General features: G+C 72.0%; 21 protein-coding genes. 11 read left to right on the top strand and 10 right to left on the bottom strand.

Annotated features, from left to right (window positions below; genetic code table 11):
* Positions 1-75: 75 nt before the first annotated feature.
* Together ACIOD1_RS05760 and ACIOD1_RS05755 are read right to left on the bottom strand one after the other, a co-directional pair.
* The gene (locus tag ACIOD1_RS05760; RefSeq protein WP_401900330.1) at positions 76-1185 is read right to left on the bottom strand and encodes an NlpC/P60 family protein; all 1110 of its coding nucleotides are present in this window, start codon (positions 1183-1185) and stop codon (positions 76-78) included.
* A gap of 255 nt (positions 1186-1440) precedes the next feature.
* Positions 1441-2253, bottom strand: a complete 813-nt coding sequence (locus tag ACIOD1_RS05755; protein WP_365620537.1) for a class I SAM-dependent methyltransferase — start codon at positions 2251-2253, stop codon at positions 1441-1443.
* A 195-nt stretch (positions 2254-2448) separates the two neighbouring features.
* Here ACIOD1_RS05755 and mshA point away from each other — a divergent pair, with 195 nt between their 5' ends.
* Together mshA and ACIOD1_RS05745 are read left to right on the top strand one after the other, a co-directional pair.
* Positions 2449-3831, top strand: a complete 1383-nt coding sequence (mshA, locus tag ACIOD1_RS05750) for a D-inositol-3-phosphate glycosyltransferase (protein ID WP_401900327.1) — start codon at positions 2449-2451, stop codon at positions 3829-3831.
* A complete protein-coding gene (locus ACIOD1_RS05745) occupies positions 3824-4309 on the top strand; it encodes a YbjN domain-containing protein (RefSeq protein WP_365620535.1) in 486 nt (161 codons plus the stop codon). Before mshA ends, ACIOD1_RS05745 begins: the two co-directional genes overlap by 8 nt.
* Positions 4310-4361: 52 nt before the next feature.
* Here ACIOD1_RS05745 and ACIOD1_RS05740 read toward each other — a convergent pair whose 3' ends face one another.
* Positions 4362-5708 carry an MDR family MFS transporter gene (locus tag ACIOD1_RS05740; protein ID WP_401900324.1) on the bottom strand — a complete coding sequence of 449 codons (1347 nt, stop codon included), beginning with the start codon at positions 5706-5708 and terminating at the stop codon, positions 4362-4364.
* Between the two features lie 162 nt (positions 5709-5870).
* Between ACIOD1_RS05740 and ACIOD1_RS05735 the strand changes: the two genes are divergently transcribed.
* Entirely contained in the window at positions 5871-6632 is a 762-nt protein-coding gene (locus ACIOD1_RS05735; protein ID WP_365620529.1) for a phosphoglyceromutase, read from the top strand.
* A gap of 94 nt (positions 6633-6726) precedes the next feature.
* Here the strand turns inward: ACIOD1_RS05735 and ACIOD1_RS05730 are convergent, their stop codons facing one another.
* Positions 6727-7305, bottom strand: coding sequence for a hypothetical protein (locus ACIOD1_RS05730; protein WP_401900322.1), 579 nt, complete (start codon positions 7303-7305; stop codon positions 6727-6729).
* A 398-nt stretch (positions 7306-7703) separates the two neighbouring features.
* Entirely contained in the window at positions 7704-8381 is a 678-nt protein-coding gene (phoU, locus tag ACIOD1_RS05725; RefSeq protein ID WP_365620524.1) for a phosphate signaling complex protein PhoU, read from the bottom strand.
* Positions 8382-8587: 206 nt separating this feature from the next.
* On the opposite strand from phoU, the gene ACIOD1_RS05720 reads away from it, so the two are divergent.
* Both ACIOD1_RS05720 and ACIOD1_RS05715 read left to right on the top strand, forming a co-directional pair.
* The gene (locus tag ACIOD1_RS05720; protein WP_365620521.1) at positions 8588-9826 is read left to right on the top strand and encodes an ATP-binding protein; all 1239 of its coding nucleotides are present in this window, start codon (positions 8588-8590) and stop codon (positions 9824-9826) included.
* A complete protein-coding gene (locus ACIOD1_RS05715) occupies positions 9823-10503 on the top strand; it encodes a response regulator transcription factor (RefSeq protein WP_030387286.1) in 681 nt (226 codons plus the stop codon). Before ACIOD1_RS05720 ends, ACIOD1_RS05715 begins: the two co-directional genes overlap by 4 nt.
* Positions 10504-10626: 123 nt before the next feature.
* Here the strand turns inward: ACIOD1_RS05715 and ACIOD1_RS05710 are convergent, their stop codons facing one another.
* The gene (locus ACIOD1_RS05710) at positions 10627-11298 is read right to left on the bottom strand and encodes a DUF461 domain-containing protein (RefSeq protein ID WP_365620518.1); all 672 of its coding nucleotides are present in this window, start codon (positions 11296-11298) and stop codon (positions 10627-10629) included.
* Positions 11299-11852: 554 nt separating this feature from the next.
* On the opposite strand from ACIOD1_RS05710, the gene ACIOD1_RS05705 reads away from it, so the two are divergent.
* The 5 genes from ACIOD1_RS05705 (at position 11853) to rlmB (ending at position 16417) form a co-directional block, all read left to right on the top strand.
* Positions 11853-12335: a CarD family transcriptional regulator gene (locus ACIOD1_RS05705; protein WP_206960214.1), complete on the top strand. Its 483-nt coding sequence runs from the start codon at positions 11853-11855 to the stop codon at positions 12333-12335.
* Positions 12336-12526: 191 nt separating this feature from the next.
* Positions 12527-13291: a 2-C-methyl-D-erythritol 4-phosphate cytidylyltransferase gene (gene ispD, locus ACIOD1_RS05700; RefSeq protein ID WP_365620515.1), complete on the top strand. Its 765-nt coding sequence runs from the start codon at positions 12527-12529 to the stop codon at positions 13289-13291.
* Positions 13281-13799 (top strand): 2-C-methyl-D-erythritol 2,4-cyclodiphosphate synthase, encoded by a 519-nt coding sequence (ispF, locus tag ACIOD1_RS05695; RefSeq protein WP_365620513.1) that lies wholly within the window; start codon positions 13281-13283, stop codon positions 13797-13799. The genes ispD and ispF overlap by 11 nt, the downstream gene beginning before the upstream one ends.
* Before the next feature lie 132 nt (positions 13800-13931).
* Entirely contained in the window at positions 13932-15332 is a 1401-nt protein-coding gene (gene cysS, locus ACIOD1_RS05690; RefSeq protein ID WP_401900317.1) for a cysteine--tRNA ligase, read from the top strand.
* 113 nt (positions 15333-15445) lie between these two features.
* A complete protein-coding gene (rlmB, locus tag ACIOD1_RS05685; RefSeq protein WP_365620507.1) occupies positions 15446-16417 on the top strand; it encodes a 23S rRNA (guanosine(2251)-2'-O)-methyltransferase RlmB in 972 nt (323 codons plus the stop codon).
* A 91-nt stretch (positions 16418-16508) separates the two neighbouring features.
* On the opposite strand, the gene ACIOD1_RS05680 is transcribed toward rlmB, so the two are convergent.
* A complete protein-coding gene (locus ACIOD1_RS05680) occupies positions 16509-16748 on the bottom strand; it encodes a hypothetical protein (RefSeq protein ID WP_401900314.1) in 240 nt (79 codons plus the stop codon).
* A gap of 577 nt (positions 16749-17325) precedes the next feature.
* Here ACIOD1_RS05680 and ACIOD1_RS05675 point away from each other — a divergent pair.
* On the top strand, positions 17326-18912 hold the full coding sequence (locus tag ACIOD1_RS05675) for a hypothetical protein (RefSeq protein ID WP_401900312.1): 1587 nt from the start codon (positions 17326-17328) through the stop codon (positions 18910-18912).
* A 185-nt stretch (positions 18913-19097) separates the two neighbouring features.
* Here ACIOD1_RS05675 and ACIOD1_RS05670 read toward each other — a convergent pair whose 3' ends face one another.
* From ACIOD1_RS05670 to ACIOD1_RS05660, 3 genes are all read right to left on the bottom strand, one after another.
* On the bottom strand, positions 19098-19868 hold the full coding sequence (locus ACIOD1_RS05670) for an NDP-sugar synthase (protein ID WP_401900309.1): 771 nt from the start codon (positions 19866-19868) through the stop codon (positions 19098-19100).
* A 54-nt stretch (positions 19869-19922) separates the two neighbouring features.
* Complete coding sequence (locus tag ACIOD1_RS05665; RefSeq protein WP_365620497.1) at positions 19923-20336, bottom strand: hypothetical protein; 414 nt, start codon at positions 20334-20336, stop codon at positions 19923-19925.
* Between the two features lie 281 nt (positions 20337-20617).
* On the bottom strand, positions 20618-21712 hold the full coding sequence (locus ACIOD1_RS05660; RefSeq protein ID WP_365620494.1) for a sn-glycerol-3-phosphate ABC transporter ATP-binding protein UgpC: 1095 nt from the start codon (positions 21710-21712) through the stop codon (positions 20618-20620).
* Positions 21713-21834 lie beyond the last annotated feature (122 nt).

The following is a 21834-nucleotide window of genomic DNA, read 5'->3' as shown; positions in this document are numbered from 1 at the left end:
CCCATCGAGATTCCGCTTCCGGTGCTGTCACGCGGGAGCCACCGGTGGTGACGGCGACCCCCGGTGAGCGCCGGGTCACGCGTCGGGGCGGACGACCGCCTTGATCGGCATCGAGCCGGCTCCCGCCATGGTCACGTTGCGGCCCGGACGCGGGGCGTGCACCATCGCGCCGTCGCCCACGTACATCCCGACGTGGCTCGCGTCGTCGAAGTAGATGATCAGATCGCCCGGTCGCATGTCCTTGAGCGCGACCTTCGGCAGCAGCCGCAGCTGTTCCTGGGAGGTCCTCGGGATGGCCCGCCCGGCGGCCAGCCAGGCCTGCGAGGTCAGCCCGGAGCAGTCGTACGAGTCCGGGCCGACCGCGCCCCACACGTACGGCTTGCCCGTCTGGGCGGTGGCGAACTGCACGGCCCGCTTGCCCGCGTCCGTCGCCGAGCCCTTGACGTCCTTCATCGCGCCCGTGGACAGCCACTGCGTCTGCGCCTTGTACTGGGCTTCCTGCTCCAGCTGGATCAGTCGGGCCTTCTCCTCGGCCCGCAGCCTGTTCTCCAGGGCCTCCGCCGCCTTGATCTTGTCCTCGATCTCCTTCTTGGCGGCTTCCTTCTTGACCCTGTTCTCCTCCATCTTCTGCCAGAGCGCGCCCGCGTCCTTGGCGTAGCGCTCCAAGTCGAACTGGGTCCGGCTCAGTTCGGACAGCAGGTCCGTGGTGGCCTTCTCGCCCTGGCGCAGCCGGCCCGTGCCGTCCAGGAAGTCGGACGGGCTGTCGCTGAGGGCCAGTTGCGCGCCGGGCGGCAGGCCGCCCGAGCGGTACTGGGCGCGGGCCGCGGAGCCGGCGCGCTGCTTGAGGGTGGAGATCCGGTCCTGGCCGGCCACGACCAGGTTGGCGATCTCTACGATCCGCGCGGACTGCGCCTTGGTCTCGCTCTCCGCGAGGTTGTAGGCGTCCGTGGCGGTGCCGGCCTGGCGGTAGAGGCCCTCTATCTCCTGGTGGATGTCCTCCAGGGACTTCGTCCCCGGTTCCGGCTCGGGCGCGGGAGCGGCGGGAGCGGACGGGGCGGCGGGTGCGGCGGGTGCCGCGTGCGCGGTCGTCACCAGCCCCGGAGCCGTCAGTATCGCCATCGCGCACAGCAGTGTGAGAGCCGGAACTCCCCGCACTCGCGACGACGCTCGCTTCGCGGTCCCCATGGCTCCCCCTGGCGCCCCGAGTCAGGCCGGTGTCGGGGTGCCTCACCCGACATCAGATCTGACTATTCGTCAGTAACTTTGCACTGTCTCGGGGATGGTGCCACGACTCGGTGAATTCCAACACCCTCCGTCCACCCGCGACGACCACCCCTGCCGCCTCAACGGGCGGCCCCCGCCCCCGGTTCCCCATCAGGTTCCGCTCCGGAGCCTTCACCCCGCCGGACGCGGTCCTCGGCCCCTCGCAGCCCCCCGCTCTCAGTCCCTCGGGCGCAACGCGTCCCAGCGGACCGTCAGTTCCCCCTGCCGCCACCGGACCGGCCCGTCGGCCAGCGGCCAGTCGCCCGACAGCGCCCGCGCCGTCCGGATCCAGCGCTGGCGCGCCCCGTACGAGGCGTACGGCGCCGCCGCCGCCCAGGCCCGGTCGAAGTCGCGCAGGAACGCGTGCACCGCCTCGCCCGGCACGTTCCGGTGGATCAGCGCCTTCGGCAGCCGCTCCGCCAGGTCCGAGGGCCGCTCCAGCGACCCCAGCCGGGTCGCGAACGTCACCGTGCGCGGCCCCTCCGGGCCCAGCGCCACCCACACGTGCCGCCGCCCGATCTCGTCACAGGTCCCCTCCACCAGCAGCCCGCCCGGAGCCAGCCGCCCGCACAGCCGCTCCCACACCCGGGCGACCTCCGCCTCGTCGTACTGGCGCAGTACGTTCGCCGCGCGGATCAGCGCAGGCCGCTCCCCGCCGTCCAACGGCACCTCGAAGCCGCCGTGGCGGAAGGCGAGCCCCTCGCGCTCGTACGGCTTCGCCCCGGCCACCCGGGCCGGCTCGATCTCGATCCCGACCACGCGCACCTCGGGCGCCGCCTCCCGCAGCCGCGCCAGCAGCTCCACCGCCGTCCAGGGCGCGGCCCCGTACCCGAGGTCGACCGCCACCGGAGCCTGCTCCCGACGCAGCGCCGGCCCGTGCGAGGCGGCGATCCAGCGGTCCATGCGGCGCAGCCGGTTCGGGTTCGTGGTCCCGCGCGTCACGGTGCCGACAGGGCGCTTCGGGGGCGGCGGAGTGCTGCGGGGAGCCATGCGCCGAGCGTAAGCGGAGGGCCCCGGCAGATAAAAAACCGGCAAACCGAGCAGGAAGTGCGCCCTCCCCGGAATGCGGGGGAGGGCCATCCGGGTTGCACTCCTTGCAGGGCGCCCCGCGCGCTCCCGCAGTCACGCGCTCCCGCAGCCATGTCGTCCGAGCGTCCGAGGGTCCGAGCGAGAGGAGCTGCTCCCTTGAGTCAGTACGTGTCACGCCTCGGCGGCAGCCTCAGCGGCCGCCTCGCCGCCGCCCGCGCCGCCCGTCACGACCCGCCCCGACTGCGCCTCCCGGCCGTGGGCCACCACCGCAAGCCGCGCCGCGTGGCCATGCTCAGCGTGCACACCTCACCGCTGCACCAGCCCGGTACGGGCGACGCCGGCGGGATGAACGTCTACATCGTCGAGCTGGCCAAACGCCTGGCCGCGATCAACGTCGAGGTCGAGATCTTCACCCGCGCCACCACCGGCGGCCTGCCGCCCGTGGTCGAGCTCGCGCCCGGAGTGCTCGTACGCCACGTGGACGCCGGCCCCTACGAGGGCCTCGCCAAGGAGGAGCTGCCCGCCCAGCTCTGCGCCTTCACCCACGGGGTCATGCAGGCCTGGGCCGGACACCGACCCGGCTACTACGACCTGGTCCACTCCCACTACTGGCTTTCCGGCCACGTCGGCTGGCTCGCCGCCGAACGCTGGGGCGTCCCGCTCGTCCACGCCATGCACACCATGGCCAAGGTCAAGAACGCCGCCTTGGCCGAGGGCGACACCCCCGAGCCCGCCGCCCGCGTCATCGGCGAGACCCAGATCGTCGTCGCCGCCGACCGCCTCATCGCGAACACCGCCGAGGAGGCCGACGAACTCGTACGGCACTACGAGGCCGAACCCGGCAAGGTCGCCGTCGTCCACCCCGGCGTGAACCTGGACCTCTTCACCCCCGGCGACGGCCGCGCCGCCGCCCGCGCCCGCCTCGGCCTGCCCCAGGACGCCGTGATCCCGCTCTTCGCGGGCCGCATCCAGCCCCTCAAGGCCCCCGACATCCTGCTCCGCGCCGTCGCGGAACTCGTCGACCGGGACCCCTCGCTGCGCCGCCGCCTCTTCGTCCCCGTCGTCGGTGGCCCCAGCGGCAGCGGCCTCGCCAAGCCCGAGGGGCTGCAGAAGCTCGCCGCGAAGCTCGGCGTCACCGACCTCGTCCACTTCCACCCGCCGGTGCGCCAGGACGCGCTCGCCGACTGGTTCCGGGCGGCCTCCGTGCTGGTCATGCCGTCCTACAACGAGTCCTTCGGGCTCGTCGCCATAGAGGCCCAGGCCGCCGGGACCCCGGTGCTCGCCGCCGCTGTCGGAGGGCTGCCCGTGGCCGTCGACGACGGGGTGACGGGCATCCTCGTACCCGGCCACGACCCGGTGGACTACGCCCGCGAGTTGCGGCGCTTCGTCGACGAGCCCGGGCTGACCGACCGCATGGGCGCCCAGGCCGCCCGGCACGCCCAGTCCTTCGGTTGGGACACCGCCGCCGGCGCCACGGCCGACGTCTACGCCGCCGCCGTGCACGATCACCGCCGTCGCGTACGCTCCCACCATGGCTGACACCGCCGAGATCGTCGAGAGCGTCCTGACCGGTGCGGAACTGGGCTGGGAGAGCCCCGAACCGGGCTCGTACGTCGTCCAACTGCCCGGCACCCGCAAGCTGAGCACCACCTGCTCGCTCCGGATCGGCCGGCACTCCCTCTCGGTGAACGCCTTCGTCATCCGCCACCCCGACGAGAACGAGGCCGGTGTCCACCGCTGGCTGCTGGAGCGCAACCTCAAGCTGTACGGGATGGCGTACGCGGTGGACCCCCTCGGAGACATCTACCTGACGGCCCGCCTCCCGCTGTCCGTGATCACCCCGGACGACCTGGACCGGCTGCTCGGCACCGTCCTGGAGGGCGCCGACGGGGCCTTCAACACCCTGCTGGAGCTGGGCTTCGCGAGCTCGATCCGGCGCGAGTACGAATGGCGGGTCTCGCGCGGGGAGCCCACCCACAACCTGGACGCCTTCAAGCACCTGACCCGCCCGGCCTGAGGCGGGGCGGGGCGGGTCGGGCGCGTCGGGGCGTCGGCCGCGCCGGTCCTCGTCAGACGGCGGGTTCCACCTGGGAGGGCTTCTCCACGGTCGGTGGCGCGGTGGCCAGGGGCATGGCCACGGCGACGGGCACGGCCACCGGTACGGCTGCGGCCACCGGCACGGCCGCGGCCACCACGGCCGCGATCGGCTCCGGTTCGGGCAGGTTCCGCATCAGCAGCCAGTACCCGGCCGCCGCCACTGTGCCCAGGACCCCGGTGGCCCCCCACAGCCACCCCGCGCCCAGCCGGTCGATCACGATCCCGGCCATCAGCGGGGCCACCAGCGCGGCGACCGACCAGGACATCGTGTAGACGCCCTGGTAGCGCCCGCGCCCCTGGACCGGCGACAGCCGCACCACGAGGCCCATCTGGATCGGCGAGTTCACGATCTCCGCCAGGGTCCACACGCACACGGTCGCCGCGTACGCCCACAGCGGCCCCGCGAAGGCCGTCATCGCGAACCCGTACCCCGCCAGCAGCGCCGAGAGCACCAGCAGCCTGCGCGGGTCCCGGTGCTCGATGAACCGGGTCACCGGGATCTGCAACAGCACGATCAGCAGCCCGTTCGCCGCGATCACCAGGCCGTAGTCCCCGGGGGAGAAGCCGGCCGCGCCCATGGCCGCCGGCAGCCCCACCGAACCCTGCGTGAAGATCAGCGAGATCAGGAACGACAGCCCGACGACCCCCATGAAGCGACGGTCGCGCAGCACGCTCCCCAGCCCGATCCGCGGCTCGGCCACCGCCGCCGGACCCGTCTCCCGGACCGGGCGCGACTCCGGGAGCTTCACGAACACCAGCACCGCGCAGAGCAGCGTCAGGGCCGCCTCGCCCAGGAAGCCGGCCCGGTAGCTGTACTCCGCCACCAGCCCCGCCACCGTCGCGCTGATCGCGAAGCCCAGGTTGATGGCCCAGTAGTTCAGCGCGAAGGCCCGTACCCGGTCCTCCGGGCGGACGATGTCCGCCATCATCGCCGAGACCGCCGGGCGCGAGGCGTTCGAGGTCATGCCCACGAGGAGGGCCACGGCGGCGATCGCCGCCGGATGCTCCATGAAGCCGAGCAGGGCCACCGAGAACGCCGTCGAGACGTTCGCCGCCAGCATCGTCGGCCGCCGCCCGAGCCGGTCGGTCATCACGCCGGCCACGAGGGAGGACACCACACCGCCGAGGCCGTGGAGCGCCACCACAAGTCCCGCGAAGGAGGCCGAGTAGCCCCGGTCGAGGGTCAGGTACAAGGTCATGAATGTGGCGACGAAGGCCCCGAGCCGGTTCACCAGGGTGCTCGCCCACAGCCACCAGAACGCACGCGGCAGACCCGACACGCTCTCCCGGGCGGCCCGTCTCAACCCATCAACGGACATAAGGAATCCCCCCGGTGCGGTAAGCGTCTCTGGTGCTCCTGGCACGTTACGAGCGGGGCCCCGCGACCGCCACTGGATTGACGCCGGGCGTCAATCGAGGGGCCTTCGACGGGTCCCCGCCGCGCGCGCGGGGTGGCCGGGGCGTCCATTAGGCTCGTACGCATGGCCGACGCACCGTACAAGCTGATCCTCCTCCGCCACGGCGAGAGCGAGTGGAACGCGAAGAACCTGTTCACCGGCTGGGTGGACGTCAATCTCAACGAGAAGGGCGAGAAGGAGGCGGTCCGCGGCGGAGAGCTGCTGACGGACGCCGGTCTGCTCCCCGACGTCGTGCACACCTCGCTCCAGAAGCGCGCGATCCGCACCGCGCAGCTGGCGCTGGAGTCCGCCGACCGCCACTGGATCCCCGTGCACCGCTCCTGGCGCCTGAACGAGCGCCACTACGGCGCCCTCCAGGGCAAGGACAAGGCCCAGACCCTCGCCGAGTTCGGCGAGGAGCAGTTCATGCTGTGGCGCCGTTCCTACGACACCCCGCCGCCGGCCCTTGAGGACGGCACCGAGTTCTCGCAGTCGGCCGACCCGCGCTACGCGGACATCCCGCCGGAGCTGCGCCCCAAGACGGAGTGCCTCAAGGACGTCGTCGTCCGCATGCTGCCGTACTGGTACGACGCCATCGTCCCGGACCTCCTGACCGGCCGCACCGTCCTGGTCGCCGCGCACGGCAACTCCCTGCGCGCGCTGGTCAAGCACCTGGACGGCGTCTCCGACGCCGACATCGCGGGCCTCAACATCCCGACTGGCATCCCGCTCTCCTACGAGCTGGACGCGAACTTCAAGCCCCTCAACCCGGGCGGCACCTACCTCGACCCGGACGCCGCGGCGGCGGCCATCGAGGCGGTCAAGAACCAGGGCAAGAAGAAGTAACCCTCGCGATCACGCCTCCCACCCGCGCGTACGGCGGGGGTGGGAGGCATTTTCATGCTCCGGGGCCGGCTGGGGGCCCTGGGGGCGATGCCTTTCAGGTGTGCGAGGTGAGGCCGGTGGCGGGGTCGTGGGAGAGCAACGTCGCCATCCCCGGGTCGTATCGGACGGTCTCGCCGGTCAGCAGAGCCGGTCGTCGGGCGGCCGTCGCGACCTCGACCAGGAAGCGCAGCACGGCGGCCACGCCCGCTAGGTCGAGAACGTCCTCGGGTCGGACGGAGAACTCGATCTCCTCTTCCTCGCAGGGCAGGGCGAAGAACCACACGGCGCCGAACCGAGCCCGGAAGCAGAAGCCCGATCTCTCGTCCTCCGGCTCGTCCGCCCACGCGCGGAAGAGGTCGGCGGCGGCGGGACGCACGGGATCGAGCCGGGGATAGGGGTGCTCCACCTCGGTCTCGTCGGCCATGACCCGCAGGCGTTCGAGGACCGCGATCCACTCGACGCGGCTCGTGTCGAGGACCCGGATGTCCCTCAGGCTGCCGTCGATGTGGAAGACGCGGCACATCCACGGCTCCGGCAGGCACCGCGCGCGGGCACCGTGCTCACAGGCGTGGACGGCCTCGTGCGCGACCTCGTGCGCGACCTCGACCCGCCCCCTCGCACCCGTCTCTCCCATGGCACCACGGTAGGCGGTCGCCACGGTGGTGGAACGTGCCCCGCCCCCCGGGGGCCGGGAGGGGGCGGCACGCGAAGGGCCCCGTCCGGGGTGGACGGGGCCCTTGTGGCGCGGGCGGGGTCAGCCGCCGCACTGGCACGGGGCGCCGGACTGGCAGCCGCAGCCGCAGCCGGAGCCACAGCCGCAGGCCGCGAGCAGAGGGAGCCGCAGGGGCTCCGTACGGGGCGGCTGCTGATCCTTTTCCGGGGTGATGGGGACGGGGGAATCGGGCATGGATCCTCCTCGTGGGCGGCGTACGGGACTTCGTACGACGGACCGCCTTCGCCTCATTCATGCCCAGCCACCCCGGCGCGTCAACGGCGCATTGGGGCTCGGACGCGCAGGGGACGCGGGGTCGGTCAGACCCCGTCGACCTGGGTCGCCTGCTGGAGCTCGTCCGCGTGCTCACCCGTCACCAGGTAGACGACGCGCTTGGCCACCGACACCGCGTGGTCCGCGAAGCGCTCGTAGTAGCGGCCCAGCAGGGTCACGTCCACGGCGGTCTCGATGCCGTGCTTCCAGCGGTCGTCCATCAGGTGCTGGAACAGCGTGCGGTGCAGCTGGTCCATCTCGTCGTCGTCCTGCTCCAGCTGGAGCGCCAGGTCGACGTCCTTCGTGATGATGACCTCGGCGGCCTTCGCCATCAGCCGCTGCGCGAGCTGACCCATCTCCAGGATGGTCGCGTGCAGGTCCCTCGGCACCGCGGTGTCCGGGAAGCGCAGCCGCGCCAGCTTCGCCACGTGCTGCGCCAGGTCGCCGGAGCGCTCCAGGTCGGCGCTCATGCGCAGCGAGGTCACCACGATGCGCAGGTCGGTCGCGACCGGCTGCTGGCGGGCCAGCAGTGCGATGGCGCGCGCTTCGAGGTCGTGCTGGAGGTCGTCCACCTTCTGGTCGGCGGCGATGACGCTCTCCGCCAGCTTCAGGTCGGCGTCCAGCATCGAGGTCGTGGCCCGCCCGATCGCGGAACCGACGAGCCGGGCCATCTCGACCAGGCTTTCTCCGATCGAGTCCAGTTCCTCGTGGTACGCGTCGCGCATGGTGTCCCTCTCTTAACCGCTTCTACTGCCTGCTCGCCTGCTGCGTGGCCTCTTGCCCCACGGTTACACGTTCGGTCGCCAACGCGTCCGACTCCGGCACCACAAGTGAATCAGCCCCGTCGTCAGGGTGAACTCTGGGCGACGAGTGTTCGAGGTGCCACCCGAACGGCTGTGGAAGTGTCGTTCTGCCTGCTTAACCTGGACACATGGACGTGAACGCGGCGGTCGCCGCAGCTGCAGCGATAGCCGGTCTTTGTACCGGTGTCATCGCCATGCTGGCGTTCCGCTGGAGCGAGCGCGACCAAGCCCGCCCCACCCGGAGCTCCATGCGCCCCGACATCAACGCGGTGCTCCCCCCCGGTGTGGACACCGTCCTCTCCGTGCTCCGCTCCTCCGCCGTCGTGCTCGACGAGGGGGACGCGGTGGTCAAGGCCAGCTCGGCGGCGTACGCCCTCGGGCTGGTCCGCGGCGGCAAGCTCGCCGTGGAGCCCATGCTGCACATGGCCCGCGACACCCGCCGCGACGGGGAGATACGCCAGATCGAGCTCGACCTGCCCCGGCGCGGAACGGGCCGGGGTGAGGCCCTGGCGGTCTCCGCCCGGGTCGCCCCGCTGGGATCCCGGCTGGTGCTCCTGCTCGTCGAGGACCTCACCGAGGCCCGCCGCATCGAGGCGGTGCGGCGCGACTTCGTCGCGAACGTGTCGCACGAGCTGAAGACCCCGGTCGGAGCGATCTCCCTGCTCTCCGAGGCGGTCATGGACGCCGCGGAGGATCCCGAGGCGGTCACCCGCTTCGCGGGCCGCATGCAGATCGAGTCCACCCGCCTGATCAACCTCGTGCAGGAGCTGATCGACCTCTCCCGGGTGCAGAACGACGAGGCACTGGAGGACGCCGAGCCCGTGCGGGTGGACACCCTCGTGGCCGAGGCCATCGACCGGTGCCGCCACACGGCGACGTCGAAGCAGATCATCATGGCCGCCGGCGGCACCGCCGACCTGCGGGTATGGGGTCACCGGGGGCAGCTGGCGGCAGCCCTCGGCAACCTGGTCGAGAACGCCGTGAACTACAGCCCGGCCCGCACCCGCGTCGGCATCGCCGCGCGCCGGGTGACCGCGCCGGGTGGAGACTTGATCGAGATAGCCGTGACCGACCAGGGCATCGGCATCCCGGAAAAGGACCGCGAGCGCGTCTTCGAGCGCTTCTACCGCGTGGACCCGGCCCGCTCCCGCGCCACGGGAGGAACCGGACTGGGTCTCGCGATCGTGAAGCACGTGGCGGCCTCGCACGGCGGGGAGGTGTCGGTATGGAGCTCCGAGGGCCAGGGCTCCACGTTCACCCTGCGCCTGCCCGAGGCGGCCGCGCAGATCCCGACGGACGCCCCCGCACCCGCCCGACCCCAGCCTGAAACCGAAACGCCCATCCCTGCCCCGGAGGTCCTTCCGTGACCCGAGTGCTCGTCGTCGAGGATGAGGAATCCTTCAGCGACGCCCTGTCCTACATGCTCCGCAAGGAAGGCTTCGAGGTCGCGATCGCGGCCACGGGCCCCGACGGGCTCGACGAGTTCGAGCGCAACGGCGCCGACCTCGTCCTCCTCGACCTGATGCTGCCCGGCCTGCCGGGCACCGAGGTCTGCCGGCAGCTGCGCGGACGCTCCAACGTCCCCGTGATCATGGTGACCGCCAAGGACAGCGAGATCGACAAGGTCGTCGGGCTGGAGATAGGAGCCGATGACTACGTCACCAAGCCCTTCTCCTCCCGCGAGCTCGTCGCCCGCATCCGCGCGGTGCTGCGCCGTCGCGGCGAGCCCGAGGAGGTCACCCCGGCGGCCCTGGAGGCCGGACCCGTACGGATGGACGTGGACCGGCACGTGGTCACCGTCGCCGGCGGCAAGGTGGACCTCCCGCTGAAGGAGTTCGACCTGCTGGAGATGCTGCTGCGCAACGCGGGCCGCGTGCTCACCCGCATGCAGCTCATCGACCGGGTCTGGGGCGCGGACTACGTCGGCGACACCAAGACCCTGGACGTCCACGTCAAGCGCCTGCGCGCCAAGATCGAGCCGGACCCGGGCGCGCCGCGCTATCTCGTGACGGTCCGCGGCCTGGGCTACAAGTTCGAGCCGTAGGCCGACGACGGACGCCGGCTCGGCCGCACGGACGAGCCGTAAGCCGACCCGCGCGAGCGAAGAGGTACGAGGAAGGCCCCCGACCGAAGTGGTCGGGGGCCTTCCTCGTGCGTGCCGATGGGCTCAGTGGCCCGCGCTGCGCGAGGGCGAGCCCGACGGGGTGCCCGAGGCGGAGCCCGACGCGGTGGCGCCGGCCGCTGGGGAACCGGAGGGGCTGCCGGACGGGGTGCCCGACGCGCTGCCGGACGGGCTGGCCGACGGGCTCGGGGCCGCGGCGGGTGCCTCGGTGGGGCCGAAGCCGGCGTACATGCCGGTGGACGGGACCACGTAGGCGGCCAGGGCGACGTCGCCGGCGCGGCTGAGCTGGAAGACGACTTCCTGCGCGTTGCCGGGCTCGACGGCCGCGCTGCCGCCCTCGATGACGGCGGAGGCGTTGCCCTTGCCACCGATGACCACGGAGCCGCCGGCGGGGACGGTGACCTTGCCCGAGCCCTCGGCCCCCTTCAGGAGGACCTTGGACTTGCCACCCGGGAGGGTGATGCCGTCGAGGGTCTGCGGGGCGGCGCCGGCGTTGAACACGGTCGCGGAGACCGAGGCCGGGCCCTTCTTGCCCTTCTCGCCCTGGGTGATCACCAGTGCGTTCTGGACCTTGATGTCGCCCTTGGTGACGGCGGCGTTGTCCGGCTTGATCTCTAGAGTCTGCGCGTCGGTTCCCGCACCACACGCGGCGAGCGAGGCGAGCGAGAACACGACGGCGGAAGCGGCGAGGGCGCCGCGTCGAAGGCTGCGGCTCACGGCGGCGGCATCTCCTAGGACGTACGGACGGGAGGGTGGGCTCTCGGGACGGCCGAGGTAAAGCCGCCCTAAGGGTGTGTCAGCGGGCTTAGGTTACCGAGCCGCCGCCCCGCCCCCGCACCCGACCCTCCGCAGGGCGCGCACCGTGCTGCGGCGCTCCCGCGATCTTGCATTCCGGATTTCGCTCCGGCACCGCCCGGTGATCAATTTCCCGATTCCCTCGAACATCGCCCCGTGATCAATTCCCGATTGGGCCGGAACCGACTGCGTACGCGTGGCCGCCAGTCGAACGGAGTACGCCGGTTTCGCGCCATGAAACCCGGCAAAACGGGACGTACGGCACACTGGTGGGCTCCTCCTCCAGGTGTAACGTGGCCGTTTCGCCCGGTCCGCACAGCGCCTCCGACCTGCGAATACCCGCTTCCGTGAGCCCTTCGCAGCACGATCGTGTCGCTGTTGTCAAGCCCCGAGATGTGCTCTGACCTGCGAAAACGCCATTCATAACAGTCAGTTCTCGTGTTACCCTGGATAGCCACGGAAGGGGTACCTGTCACATGACGTTCAAGGTTGGCGACACCGTGGTCTATCCCCATCACGGGGCCGCGCTGATCGAGGCCATTGAGACTCGTCAGATCAAAGGCGTGGACAAGACCTACTTGGTGCTCAAGGTCGCCCAGGGCGACCTGACGGTTCGTGTGCCTGCGGACAATGCGGAGTTCGTCGGCGTTCGCGACGTAGTCGGCCAGGAAGGGCTGGACCGGGTCTTCGAGGTGCTTCGCGCACCGTTCGCAGAGGAGCCGACGAACTGGTCCCGACGCTACAAGGCAAATCTGGAAAAGCTCGCTTCTGGCGATGTCATCAAGGTCGCCGAAGTCGTGCGTGACCTGTGGCGTCGTGAGCGTGAGCGCGGGCTCTCCGCGGGCGAGAAGCGCATGCTCGCGAAGGCGCGCCAGATCCTGGTGAGCGAGCTCGCGCTCGCCGAAAACACCAACGAGGACAAGGCTGAGGCCCTCCTCGACGAGGTTCTCGCGTCCTGACGCGTTGACCCCATCACAATCGTTGTGCCCGTCGCAACAGTTGTGCCAGTTGTGCCGCGGTGCCCGATGACACGCCCTCTCCTCCACGAGAGGGCTGTTGCCGGGCGCTGCGGCATGTCTGGACTCCTACCCGGCACCCTCCAGGCCATACCCATGTCGGCCGAAGTCACAAACCTGGCTCGGAGCTACTGATGTCTGACGTATCGCGCCCCGACGGATCGCGCCCCCACCGGACCGCCGCCGTCATCCCGGCCGCCGGTCGCGGGGTGCGCCTGGGCCCCGGAGCGCCCAAGGCTCTGCGGACCCTCGGCGGGACGCCCATGCTCATCCACGCCGTCCGGGCGATGGCCCGCTCCCGCGCCGTGTCGCTCGTCGTGGTGGTCGCACCGCCCGACGGCGCCGCCGAGGTGCGCCAGATGCTGGACGAGCACGCGCTGCCCGAGCGCACCGAGGTCCTGGTCGTGCCCGGCGGGGAGACCCGCCAGGAGTCGGTGCGCGCCGGCCTCGACGCGCTCCCGGCCGACGTGACCTCCGTACTCATCCACGACGCGGCCCGCCCGCTGGTCCCCGTGGAGACCGTCGACGCCGTCGTCGAGGCCGTCCGGCAGGGCGCCCCGGCCGTGGTGCCGGCCCTGCCGCTCGCCGACACCGTCAAGGAGGTCGAGCCCGCGACCCGGCCCGGCGAGCCCGAGCCGGTCGTCGCCACGCCCGAGCGGGCCCGGCTGCGCGCCGTGCAGACCCCGCAGGGCTTCGACCTCGCCACCCTGCTGCGCGCCCACGAGGCCATCGCCGTCAGCGGCGAGGGAGCCACCGACGACGCCGGCATGGTGGAGCGCACCGGGGGCACCGTCGTGGTCGTCCCGGGCCACGAGGAGGCCTTCAAGGTCACCCGCCCGCTCGACCTGGTCCTCGCCGAGGCCGTACTCGCCCGCAGGAGGGCCACCGATGTCTACTGAAGCCGCCGCCCCCGCCGGGGCCCCGCGTCCCGTCATGCCGCTCGTCGGCATCGGCACCGACGTGCACGCCTTCGAGGTCGGCCGCGAGCTGTGGTGCGCCGGGCTGCTGTGGGAGGGGGAGGACGGGCTCGCCGGGCACTCCGACGGTGACGTCGCCGCCCACGCCGCCTGCGACGCCCTCTTCTCCGCCGCCGGCGTCGGCGACCTCGGCGCGCACTTCGGCACCTCCCGGCCCGAGTGGTCCGGTGCCTCCGGCGTCACGCTGCTGGCCGAGGCCGCGCGCATCGTCCGGGCCGAGGGCTTCGAGATCGGCAACATCGCGATCCAGGTGATCGGCGTACGTCCGAAGATCGGGAAGCGGCGCGAAGAAGCGCAGAAGGCGCTCGCGGCCGCGGCGGGCGCCCCCGTCTCCGTCTCCGGCACCACCACCGACGGCCTGGGGCTGACCGGCCGCGCCGAAGGGCTCGCGGCCATCGCCACCGCCCTCGTCCACCGCGCGTCCGCGTAGGGGACGAACAGCCGGAAACCACCCGCCACAGACGTGACCCGAGACCCCTCGTGTCACGTCTTCGGAGGAAAGTGTCACCCTCGTGCCCAAAGGGTCGCGGGGCACTGCTAGAGGCCCACTACCCTGGATGCCGTGACTATTCGCCTGTACGACACCAGCGCCCGGCAGATCCGTGACTTCACCCCGCTCGTCGCGGGCTGCGTCTCGATCTACCTCTGTGGCGCCACCGTGCAGGCGGCACCGCACATCGGGCACATCCGCTCCGGCCTCAACTTCGACATGATGCGCCGCTGGTTCGCCTACCGCGGCTACGACGTCACCTTCATCCGCAACGTCACGGACATCGACGACAAGATCATCGCGAAGTCGGCCGAGCAGCGCCGCCCCTGGTGGTCCATCGGTTACGAGAACGAGCGGGCCTTCAACGACGGCTACGGCGCCCTCGGCTGCCTGCCGCCCACCTACGAGCCGCGCGCGACCGGGCACGTCACCGAGATGGTCGAGATGATGCGCGGGCTCATCGAGCGCGGGCACGCCTACGAGTCCGAGGGCAACGTCTACTTCGACGTGAAGTCCTTCCCCGGCTACCTGTCGCTCTCCCGCCAGGAACTCGACAACATCCGTCAGCCGGAGTCGACCGGCGAGACCGGCAAGCGGGACGCGCGCGACTTCGCGATGTGGAAGTCCGTCAAGCCCGGCGAGCCCTCCTGGGAGACCCCCTGGGGCCGCGGCCGTCCCGGCTGGCACCTCGAATGCTCCGCCATGGCGCACAAGTACCTCGGCGAGGCCTTCGACATCCACGGCGGCGGCCTGGACCTGATCTTCCCGCACCACGAGAACGAGATCGCCCAGGCCCGGGCCTTCGGCGACGAGTTCGCGAAGTACTGGGTGCACAACGCCTGGGTCACCATGGCCGGCGAGAAGATGTCGAAGTCCCTCGGGAATTCGGTCCTCGTCTCCGAGATGGTCAAGCAGTGGCGTCCGATCGTGCTCCGCTACTACCTCGGCACCCCCCACTACCGCTCGATGATCGAGTACAGCGAGGAGGCCCTGCGCGAGGCGGAGTCCGCCTTCGCCCGCATCGAGGGCTTCTACCAGCGCGTCATCGAGAAGGCGGGCGGCCCCGTCGAGGCCGCCGCCGAGGTCCCCCCGTCCTTCGCCGAGGCGATGGACGACGACCTCGGGGTCCCGCAGGCCCTCGCGATCGTCCACACCACCGTCCGCCAGGGCAACAGCGCGCTCGCCGCCGACGACAAGGACGCGGCCATCGCCCGTCTGTCGGAGGTGCGGGCCATGCTGGGCGTGCTCGGCCTGGACCCGCTCGACCCGCAATGGGTGGGCGAATCCGACCGCGGAGAGGACCTCCACGGCGCCGTGGACACCCTCGTACGCCTCGTCCTGGACCAGCGCGAATCCGCCCGGGCCCGCAAGGACTGGGCCGCCGCCGACGCCATCCGCGACCAGCTCCAGCAGTCCGGCCTGGTCATCGAGGACAGCCCCACCGGACCCCGCTGGACCCTCGGCCCGCGCTAGGCGCGTACGACCGACAGGGCCCACCGGAGCAGTCCGACTGTGCCGCCCGGCGATCCGGGCGGCACACTCTTCATACGTACATATCGCAGCACCAACGAAAACAGGTAGAGGTCATGGCCGGGAACAGCCAGCGCAGGAACCGCCGCACGTCCAACAAGAAGGGCGCCACGGTCGGCAGCGGTGGCCAGCGGCGCAAGGGCCTGGAAGGCAGGGGCCCCACGCCCAAGGCCGAGGACCGCAAGAAGCACAAGGCCAACCGCATCAGCAACGCCATGGCCCGCCAGGCCGCCAAGCGCCGTCCCGCCCCGCGCCGCGGTGGCCCCAAGGGCACCAGCGAGATGGTCGTCGGCCGCAACCCGGTCTTCGAGGCGCTGCGCGACGGCGTTCCCGCCACGACCCTCTACGTGCAGCAGTTCATCGACAACGACGAGCGCGTCCGCGAAGCCCTCCAGCTCGCGGCCGAGCGCGGCAACATCAACCTGATGGAAGCCCCGCGCCCCGAGCTCGACCGCCTCACCAACGGGCTGAACCACCAGGGCCTGGTCCTCCAGGTCCCGCCCTACGAGTACTCGCTCCCGGACGAGCTCACCGCCTCCGCGTACGACAACGGCGAGGACCCCCTCATCGTCGCGCTCGACGGCATCACCGACCCGCGCAACCTCGGCGCGATCATCCGCTCCGTCTCCGCCTTCGGCGGCCACGGCGTGGTCGTTCCCGAGCGCCGCGCCGCCGGCATGACCGCCGGCGCCTGGAAGTCCTCGGCCGGCACCGCGGCCCGTACCCCGGTCTCGCGCGTCACCAACCTGACCCGCGCCATCCAGGACTACAAGAAGGAAGGCATGACCATCGTCGGCCTCGCCGCCGAGGGCACGCACGAGGTCCACGAGCTCGAAGCGCTGGGCGGCCCCGTCGTCATCGTGATCGGCTCCGAGGGCAAGGGACTGGGCCGCCTCGTCGGCGAGAACTGCGACGTCCTGGTCCGCATTCCGATGCCGGGCGGCGCCGAGTCGCTCAACGCCGGTGTCGCCGCGGGCGTCGTCCTCTACGAGGCGGCCCGCCGCCGCGCCGTGGCCCCGCGCACCTGATCCGCGCCCGAACGCCCGACCCGACCCGGCCCGTCGCGGGGCCGCCCCCAGGGGCGCCCCCGCGACGGGCCGGGGTCCCGGGACCCCGGGGTCAGGTCCCCAGGCCCGCGAGGCGGGCGCGCAGCAGGGCCGCCATCGTGAAGGCGTCGGTGATCCGGCCGTCCGCGACCATCGCCTCCGCCTCGGCGAACGGCACGGTCAGCGCGCTGCGGATGCCTTCGCCGTGCGCCAGTTCGCCCATCCCGTCGATCCGTGCCGCGTACAGCAGCACCCGGTCGCCGAGCACACCCGTGTCGGGGTGCAGCACGCCCAGCGGGATCAGCTCCCGCACCGCCGCCCCGATCCCCTCGCGCAGCTCCTTGGCCGCGTTCGCCGGATCGTCCAGACCGCTGGTCCCGAAGCCGCGGGGCAGTTCCCGGTGCCAGGACCGGGTGGCGTGGCGGAACTGCTCAGGCTCGGGGCCGGTTCGGCCGCGTCGAGCCGTTGTAGGACGCGGGGCTGCTGGGAGAACCAGTTGGCGATCCGAGCGGTCGTCGGCCCGTTGAGCGCGTCCAGGGCCTGGGCCATCACCGGAGAGTCGGTGAGGTCGCTGAAGACCAGCTGGTTGGGCGCCCGCTGCGCCGGTAACACGAGTCCTCGCGGGGGGCCGTTCGGGTCATCGGCCGGCAGGTCCTCCGCCCGCGCGGACGGCTCTTGCGGTTCGCCTGACTGATCCTGTTCGGACGCGCGGTGGGACATGTGCGGCTCCCCCCAGATGACCGGCTGACACAACTCCCCTGCTTCTCCCACCAGATGGCGATCTCCTGCCGAACATTGGTTCCATCTCGCCACGTCCGACGGGATCTTGACGGGCCTCGGACACATCCCTGCTGTCAAGGCAGTGTCCTAAACACTGATCACTCGGTTAGATGAGTGTGGACACCAGAACGTCAGGGTTCGACGACCAGCCCGCGCTGAGCATGGTCAAGGTGCCGTGCGACCCCGCACAGGTCATCGTCAACCACGCCAGCTTCCGCGTGCGGCTCGCACCGAGCCCGAGCGCGCGTTCCAAGCCCTCGAACGCCCCCGGAGGTCGCGCGCCCGTGCTGGGCGCGGCCGTCCTCGCCGCCGCCGGAGCCACCCGCCGCAGGCCCGTCGTGTGGAGCGGCAAGTCCGCCCCCGGCGACGCCGCGGCCATGGGAGGTCTCCTCCAGGCCGTACGGGACGCCGGGCGCGGCCTCGACGAGTACGACGGAGGGGCCACCCAGACCATCCCCCGGATCGACCTCGCGCACGACCTCGCCGAGGACACCCTCGCGAGCCCCACCGTCATCGGCCAGCGCAGCTACGGCGACGCGGACGACACCCGCGCGATGGCCCCCGTACGGGACCTGCCGCACGGGGCGTACGACGAGGACCACGAGGCGTACGACTCCCCGTACGGCGATCGCCAGGACGGGCCGGGCGGCGGCCGGGACACCCGGCGCGCGGGCACCGACGCCCGCGGCCAGGCCTCCTACTACCCCGGCCGGCGGATGAACCTCGGGGTCGTGCTGCTTCCGCTGCGCGTCTTCCTCGGCTTCATCTCCGTCTACGCCGGCATGGGCAAGCTGTGCGACCCCGTCTACTTCGACGGCGGCGAGCGCGGCTCCATGGTCACCTGGTTGCAGACCCTGCACCCGTGGGCCCTGGCCGAACCGCTGCGCGACTTCGCGATCGCGCACCCGGTGGGGGCGGGCCTGACCGTGGCCTTCCTCCAGGTCATCGTCGGCGTCCTGACCGTCTTCGGGCTGTGGCAGCGCTTCGCCGGCTGCATCGGCGCCCTGCTCTCCGCCGCCCTGCTGATGACGGTGAGCTGGAAGACCGTCCCGGCCTACGACGCGCCCGACATCATCTACCTGGCCGCCTGGAGCCCGCTGATCATCGCGGGCGCGCCCGTCTACTCCCTCGACGGACGCCTCGCGGGCGAGGCCTGGCGCACGCTCGGCCCCCGCACCGAGATCTGGCGGCTGCGCCGCCGCGTCCTGCGGCGCGGGGCCGTGATGGCCACCATCGTGTGCGGGCTCACCCTGCTCATCGGCTCCCTGCTGGGCGGGGCCGTCCGCTCGACGACCGTGGTGACCGTGCCCGGTCCCGGCGAGGCCCCGAGCAACTACCTCCCCGGCACGCCGCTGCCGCAGGCCACGGGCAAGCAGCCCTCGGCCCCGGCGAAGCAGCAGCCCACCCGGTCCGCCTCGCCCTCGGCGACGCCCTCCGGGTCCCCGTCGAAGCCGGCCCGCACCGCGAGCGGCTCCACCTCCAAGGAGAGCGCCGGCGCGGGCGCCGGGGCGCCGAGCGCCACCAAGGGCAGCAGCGGCAGCGGGCAGAGCCCGCGCAGCAGCGCCCCGAAGCAGTCCGGTGCGCAGCAGCCGCCGTCGTCCCCGTCGGGGCGCGGTGGCGGTGGCAACGGCAGCACCGGCGGCGGTGGCGGGGCTCCGGCCAAGCAGCCCGGTCTGGTGGGCGGTCTGCTCGGCTGAGGCCGGGCGGGAAGGCGTACGTAGGGAAGGGCCCGGCGCGCGGGAAGCGTGCCGGGCCCTTCGGCGTGGGCGCGGGGGCCGCGGTGAGGCCTTGGCGGGCTCGGGCGGCTTGGGGCTTCATGTGTCCCGGGCTTCAGGCGGCTCGGGCTTGGGCGGGGCTTCGGGTGGCTCGGGCTTCGGGCGGCTCAGGCGGGGCTTTGGGCGGCCAGTTCGCGGGCGGCCTCGGTGAGGTCCTTCGCGGTGTCGATCGCCCGCCAGTAGGCGCCCTGGGGCAGCGGGAAGCCCGCGAGGCGCCGCTCGCGGGCCAGGCGCGGGAAGGTGGTGCGTTCGTGGTCGCCCAAGTCGGGTAGCAGGGCGGCGAATTCGGGGGCGAAGACGTACACGCCGGCGTTGACCGGGTAGGGCGACGGCGGGGCCTCGATGAAGTCCAGGACCTGCCCGAACTCGTTGGTCTCCACGACCCCCCACGGAATGCGCGGGCGGGCGAGCGCCAGTGTCGCGGTGGCCCCGCGCTCGGTGTGGAAGGCGGCCATCTCGCGCAGCGAGAACCGGGTCCAGATGTCACCGTTGGTCGCGTACCAGGGCCGGTCGGGATGGGGCAGCCGGCGTGCGGCGAACTTGAGGCCGCCGCCCCGGCCGAGCGGTTCCTCCTCGACCACGGTGGTGACGCGCAGCGGCAACGGGGTGCGCTCCAGCCACTCCTGGAGCACGTCGGCGAGGTGGCCGCAGGAGACGACGGCGTCGGTGACCCCCTCGGCGGCCAGCCAGGCCAGCTGGTGCCCGATGATCGGCACGCCCGTCCCCGGGATCTCGACCATCGGCTTCGGCCGGTCGTCGGTGTACGGCCGCAGCCGCGAACCCTGGCCGCCCGCCAGGACGACCGCCTGGGTGGGCGAGGCCGGGAACGCGGCCGCGTAGTCGGTGGACTGGGTTGGTGCGGGGGGAACTTCGGTCATGCCGGCCAGCGTAGGGACGGCCCCTGCCCCGGCGGTGGCAGGCGCGGCGTCGGTTCAGCCCATCGAGGCGACGCCGGTCGCGTACGAGGTGTCGCAGACCGGGCGGGCGAACGACTGGGCCTTCGTGGGCCCGTAGGCGTCCACGGCGGCGCGGCCGATGGCGCGGGCGATGCCCATGCAGTGGTCGGCGAGCGAGGGGCGCTTGTCGACCTCCTGCTGGAGGTGGGTGAGGACGTCGCCCGGCTCCTCGCCCTGCTGGAGCTCGCCCAGCAGCTTGTCGCGCAGCACGTCCTGCGCGGCGCGCGGCTTCGCGGGGACGGAGACGTCCTCGGCGGAGGCGGTCAGGATCTGTGAGGGCGTGTTGTCCGCCCAGGGGACCATGGTGACCGCGAGCGTCCCGGACAGGACCAGGACGACGGGCAGGACCAGGGCGAGGGAACGGCCGATACGGCGGGCAGTGTGGGTCACGAAGGCGAGAGTAGCGCTCGGTGAAGATTTGGCGACATTTAGTCACCCGCTCGGGGGATGGTTCGACGTGGCTTTTCGAATATGGGGTTGACGGGTGCGGCCGAATGGCCCGATCTGCCGGGGTTTTGCGGAGCCGGCGCCACAACTGCCGAAGAAGGGGCGCCCCTTGGTGGGACGCCCCTTCAACGATGGTGCGTACGGGTGCCGGTCGGCCGGTCCGTCTGGTCGGCCGGTCCGTCTGGTCGGCCGGCCCGTCTGGTCGGACGGCCCGGACGGTCGGGTCAGCCGGAGAGGCGGGCGCCCGAGGAGGTCGAGAAGACGTGGATCTCCTCGGGGCGGGGCACCAGGTGGAGGGACGAGCCCTTCTCCGGGACCTGGCGGCCGCCGACGCGGACCACGATGTCCTGCGGGGTCTTGTCCATGCCGAGCGCGGTGCTGCCGTAGACGTAGCCGTCGGCGCCCAGTTCCTCGACGACGTTCACCGTGATGGTCAGGCCGCCCGTGTCGCCGACGTCGAAGTGCTCGGGGCGCACGCCGATGGTGACGGTGGTGTCGCCGGCGGCGGACGCGGCCGACAGGGCCTCGCGGGACACCGGGACGACGCTGTCGCCGAACTTGATGCCGCCGTCGGTGATCGGGACCTTGACGAGGTTCATGGCGGGGGAGCCGATGAACCCGGCCACGAAGAGGTTCGCGGGGCGGTCGTACATGTTGCGCGGGGTGTCGACCTGCTGGAGCAGCCCGTCCTTGAGGACCGCGACGCGGTCGCCCATGGTCATGGCCTCGACCTGGTCGTGGGTGACGTAGACCGTGGTGATGCCCAGGTTGCGCTGGAGGGCGGCGATCTGCGTGCGGGTGGAGACGCGGAGCTTGGCGTCGAGGTTCGACAGCGGCTCGTCCATGAGGAAGACCTGCGGCTTGCGGACGATGGCGCGCCCCATCGCGACGCGCTGGCGCTGGCCGCCGGAGAGGGCCTTCGGCTTGCGGTCGAGGTACTCGACGAGGTCGAGCATCTTCGCGGCCTCCTCCACCTTGCGGCGGATGGTCGCCTTGTCCTCGCCGGCGATCTTGAGCGCGAAGCCCATGTTGTCGGCGACGGTCATGTGCGGGTACAGCGCGTAGTTCTGGAACACCATCGCGATGTCCCGGTCCTTGGGCGGCAGGTGGGTGACGTCGCGGTCGCCGATGCGGATGGCGCCGCCGTTGACGTCCTCCAGGCCGGCGAGCATGCGCAGGGAGGTGGACTTGCCGCAGCCGGAGGGGCCGACGAGGACGAGGAACTCGCCGTCCTCGATCTCCAGCTCCAGCTGGTCGACGGCGGGCTTGTCACCGCCCGGGTAGAGGCGGGTGGCGCGGTCGAAAGTCACAGAAGCCATGGGTGTGAATCCCTTCTACCGGCAGGAACGTGCCGGACGATCCGAGTGGAAGGTCTAGTCCAGTGGACCGGACTGCGCCCGACGCTACCCGCCCCGAAGCCTCCTGTCAGCACCCGCACCCC

The organism is Streptomyces sp. NPDC088097 (genome assembly GCF_044741845.1).
Taxonomy (GTDB): Bacteria; Actinomycetota; Actinomycetes; order Streptomycetales; family Streptomycetaceae; genus Streptomyces.
The sequence above is the reverse complement of the archived record's forward strand: the minus strand, read 5'-3'. Positions and strand labels throughout refer to the sequence as shown.

Coding starts and splice junctions, on each gene's coding strand:
- rlmB (WP_365620507.1), top strand. CDS start 15,446: ATGGCCGGGAACAGCCAGCGCAGGAACCGCCGCACGTCCAACAAGAAG.
- ACIOD1_RS05755 (WP_365620537.1), bottom strand. CDS start 2,253: ATGGCTCCCCGCAGCACTCCGCCGCCCCCGAAGCGCCCTGTCGGCACC.
- ispD (WP_365620515.1), top strand. CDS start 12,527: ATGTCTGACGTATCGCGCCCCGACGGATCGCGCCCCCACCGGACCGCC.
- phoU (WP_365620524.1), bottom strand. CDS start 8,381: ATGCGCGACGCGTACCACGAGGAACTGGACTCGATCGGAGAAAGCCTG.
- ACIOD1_RS05675 (WP_401900312.1), top strand. CDS start 17,326: ATGAGTGTGGACACCAGAACGTCAGGGTTCGACGACCAGCCCGCGCTG.
- ACIOD1_RS05720 (WP_365620521.1), top strand. CDS start 8,588: ATGGACGTGAACGCGGCGGTCGCCGCAGCTGCAGCGATAGCCGGTCTT.
- ispF (WP_365620513.1), top strand. CDS start 13,281: ATGTCTACTGAAGCCGCCGCCCCCGCCGGGGCCCCGCGTCCCGTCATG.
- ACIOD1_RS05745 (WP_365620535.1), top strand. CDS start 3,824: ATGGCTGACACCGCCGAGATCGTCGAGAGCGTCCTGACCGGTGCGGAA.
- ACIOD1_RS05735 (WP_365620529.1), top strand. CDS start 5,871: ATGGCCGACGCACCGTACAAGCTGATCCTCCTCCGCCACGGCGAGAGC.
- ACIOD1_RS05660 (WP_365620494.1), bottom strand. CDS start 21,712: ATGGCTTCTGTGACTTTCGACCGCGCCACCCGCCTCTACCCGGGCGGT.
- ACIOD1_RS05760 (WP_401900330.1), bottom strand. CDS start 1,185: ATGGGGACCGCGAAGCGAGCGTCGTCGCGAGTGCGGGGAGTTCCGGCT.
- ACIOD1_RS05670 (WP_401900309.1), bottom strand. CDS start 19,868: ATGACCGAAGTTCCCCCCGCACCAACCCAGTCCACCGACTACGCGGCC.
- ACIOD1_RS05705 (WP_206960214.1), top strand. CDS start 11,853: ATGACGTTCAAGGTTGGCGACACCGTGGTCTATCCCCATCACGGGGCC.
- ACIOD1_RS05740 (WP_401900324.1), bottom strand. CDS start 5,708: ATGTCCGTTGATGGGTTGAGACGGGCCGCCCGGGAGAGCGTGTCGGGT.
- ACIOD1_RS05730 (WP_401900322.1), bottom strand. CDS start 7,305: ATGGGAGAGACGGGTGCGAGGGGGCGGGTCGAGGTCGCGCACGAGGTC.